The organism is Bariatricus sp. HCP28S3_F11, from assembly GCF_052065395.1.
GTDB lineage: Bacteria > Bacillota > Clostridia > Lachnospirales > Lachnospiraceae > Allocoprococcus.
Genome location: NZ_JBQHUC010000074.1, coordinates 1 through 2963, shown reverse-complemented (window position 1 = coordinate 2963; position 2963 = coordinate 1). Strand labels below are relative to the sequence as shown.

Sequence of the window (2963 nt, the reverse complement as noted above, 5' to 3'; positions counted from 1 at the left end):
ATTATTTAAAGTTCGGCTGGGGCTTTTGCGGGGGGAAATTTAAATTAAAATTTTTGTTTATAATTTGCCCGCCCCCCCGTTACACTCCCCCCTGTCTCTCCCCCCAAAAATCCTTTTTCTTTTAACATATGACAAAGGTTGAGATTTGTGATAAATGTAATTGATCATACGAATCTATTAGTTCCTTCTACGATTTGTCAGCCTCCTCTTCTTTATTTTTCAATGCTTGTTTTATATAATCCTGAGAAATTCCAGTCAAATCAGCAATCTGATCAACGGAACAATTCTTATTGTACATATTCCGGATCAGATTGTTTATACCTTCTTTTATACCTTCTTCTCTTCCTTTTTCAATCAAAGCATCTCCAAATCCCGTCATCGTTTTAATCTCCTCTCGAAATGTTTCCGCCCACTCTACATGTGAATATTTTTCTATTTTATCAATGTCACATGAAAATACGCCATTTAAATAATCAAAAATACTTTCTTTTTCAGTTCCTTTTCCCCTGCGAATAATAATCACTGTCATTAGATCATAATCTGCCTCAGGTTCATCTGTTTCTTGAAAAATATCTTTCTTTTTTATAGAATATTGCGTCATTGTATTCTGGAGCTTTCCTGGTATATCTTCCGAGCAAATCCAAATTGAATAACATTTTTCCAAGATAGAATAATCTGTTTTTCCCGTAATCACACTCAAAACGAAAATGGGAAACCGTCGTATCTTTTTATATTAGATATCTGATATTGTCTATATTGTAACATGACAATCCAGGAAAAGAAACCGAATCCTATTCATTCCCATCTTCTTTTCAATAAGCTATATGTTGGTAATATCGCGAAAAAATAATTGAAATAGATATACTTTTGACATTCTTTTATTACAGAGATTCATACTGTTATAATGATTTGAAGAAAGATAGCCTACCACTGATGAAGTATATTTGCAAGTAATAAAAAAATAAGGTGGCTGAATATCCAGCCACCTTATCTTTTACATTCGATCCGCCCAAAATTCTATTGCCGTTTTCAGGAATTCTGCGCATCCTGTCTGCTCTTTATCATAATACTGCCGGAATCTCTCGTCCGCCACATACATGCCAGCTACACCTTTGTGCGCTTCAGCCGAATAACTCTTCCACGTTGACGTAAGCCATCCTTTATGCAGTTCCACAATGTGCTTCGCTTCCTCGCTGTCCGCTCTGACACCTTTCCTCACACAATCCTGAAGACTTTCTCTGATTTCTCTTTCCAGTTTCTGAAAATGCTCCCATTCATTTTCCGTCATATTCAACATATTTCTGTTGGAGGCATCCACTTCCTCATCTCCATATTTTTCACGCACTTCCCTGCCATATTGTTCTTCATTTTCCCGAACCATTTTTTCTTTAAATGCCTGGAATTTTTCCGGATCACTCATCACCCATTCTCCTTTCATTGCCGATATTGTCTGTTTCACTGTACCGATCAGCATTTCCAGACGGTCACGCTGTTTTTCCAGTTCTGCGAGGTGTTCTTCCAGTGCCCGCATCCGATCAAAATCATCCTCGCAGAGCATCTTTTTAATACTCTTCAGGTCAAATTTCCTTTCTCTGTAAAATAGAATCTGTTGCAGGATATCGACTTCCTTTTCCCCATAATAACGGTATCCCGCCTCAGTTACATAAAGGGGTTTCAGAAGCCCGATTTCGTCATAATAACGTAAAGTCCGTGCACTGACTCCCGCCATCTGCGACAACTCTCTGATACTGTATTCCACGCTTTTCACCTCCGGTATATATAAAGGATACTGCTTGACGCTGCGTCAAAGTCAATAGGTAATTGCAAAAATATTATAATCCTTTAGAGGGACGGGTACCCCAAAATGCACAAAAGAAGAAGTACTCTACTTCAAAGTACTTCTTCCCATCCATTTCACTAAATCAATATATTCAACATCCCCAGAATCGCACCTACCAGCGCCCCAAGATTTACGATCGTATCCAGTTCTTTCTTCATAACAGAAAGCACCATCTTCTCCAAATCGTCAATACTCATTTCACTGACTTTCTCTTCAATAATTCCGGCAATATTCAAATTGCTGACCAGATTTCCTGCTGCCGATTCTATCGCCGTCTGGTACAGTGACGACACCATCCCGCGCACGGAATCCTGTGAAACATTCAGATTATCGCACAATTCCAAAATGCTTTTTTCTTCCAGTGCGGCCAGTTTTCTGCTGATCTCACCTTTAATGTAATCCGCCCCGCTTACCTGGATATAATTGACGATTCCGCCTCCTACCGGCTGGATCAGAGAATTTAGCATCTCATCGTTCAGGAACATTTCCAACATAGTCCCTTTTGTCTTTGATTTTACTGCTTTTCCTGCCTCTTCAACAATTATATGTTCCAGATTCATGTTCTGTACTGATTCCAGAATCTGATCCGTCAATAAGTTTGTGACTTTTTCCTTCACATTTGTGTATTCTTCTTCGGGGCAAATCCTGTTAATAGAAGTATGAAGATTTGTCGACAATCCATCCATTATTTTTTCCACAACTGCATTTTCGGTTTCGTCAGACAAGATTTTCTTTTTCAGATCTTCCTCTGTGAGAAGCGTATTTGCCACAATATTTCCAATTGCTTTTGCCAGTCTCGGTTTTCCTTTTGGTATTGCTCCCGGGGTAAACGGAAGTTTGTGTCCCCAGATTTTGATTTCTTTACTATGAAACAAAACCTTCAGAATAGCCAAAAAAGCGCAAACTACCCCTATCTAGTGCAAAAAGGTTGATTTTGAACTTAACCGACAGGCTTATGCGGCAACTACTGGAGCCTCCCAGCCAAGCGCTTTTAACTTCTTGAGGTATGCAGCTATTTTACGTTCCTTATTGAACTGATTGTAATAATCAGCTCCCAGATCCTTGAAAACGACACCATCCTTGAGAATGTGATATATTGCTATGAGCATGGAATGGGCAACGG

At 39.2% G+C, this 2963-nt stretch carries 3 protein-coding genes and 1 pseudogene; all 4 read right to left on the bottom strand.

Annotation, left to right across the window (positions count from 1 at the left end; translation table 11 throughout):
- Positions 1 to 187: 187 nt before the first annotated feature.
- Positions 188 to 601 (bottom strand): hypothetical protein, encoded by a 414-nt coding sequence (locus tag ACTNBR_RS16125; RefSeq protein WP_441042733.1) that lies wholly within the window; start codon positions 599 to 601, stop codon positions 188 to 190.
- Positions 602 to 994: 393 nt separating this feature from the next.
- Positions 995 to 1759, bottom strand: coding sequence for a MerR family transcriptional regulator (locus tag ACTNBR_RS16120; RefSeq protein ID WP_441019027.1), 765 nt, complete (start codon positions 1757 to 1759; stop codon positions 995 to 997).
- A 158-nt stretch (positions 1760 to 1917) separates the two neighbouring features.
- Positions 1918 to 2733, bottom strand: coding sequence for a DUF445 domain-containing protein (locus ACTNBR_RS16115; protein WP_441042732.1), 816 nt, complete (start codon positions 2731 to 2733; stop codon positions 1918 to 1920).
- 60 nt (positions 2734 to 2793) lie between these two features.
- Positions 2794 to 2963: pseudogene (locus ACTNBR_RS16110) on the bottom strand (IS110 family transposase); the annotation flags it as partial.

What these genes read in the sequence shown, in the direction of transcription:
- ACTNBR_RS16125 (WP_441042733.1), bottom strand. Translation starts at nt 601, where the DNA reads ATGACGCAATATTCTATAAAAAAGAAAGATATTTTTCAAGAAACAGAT.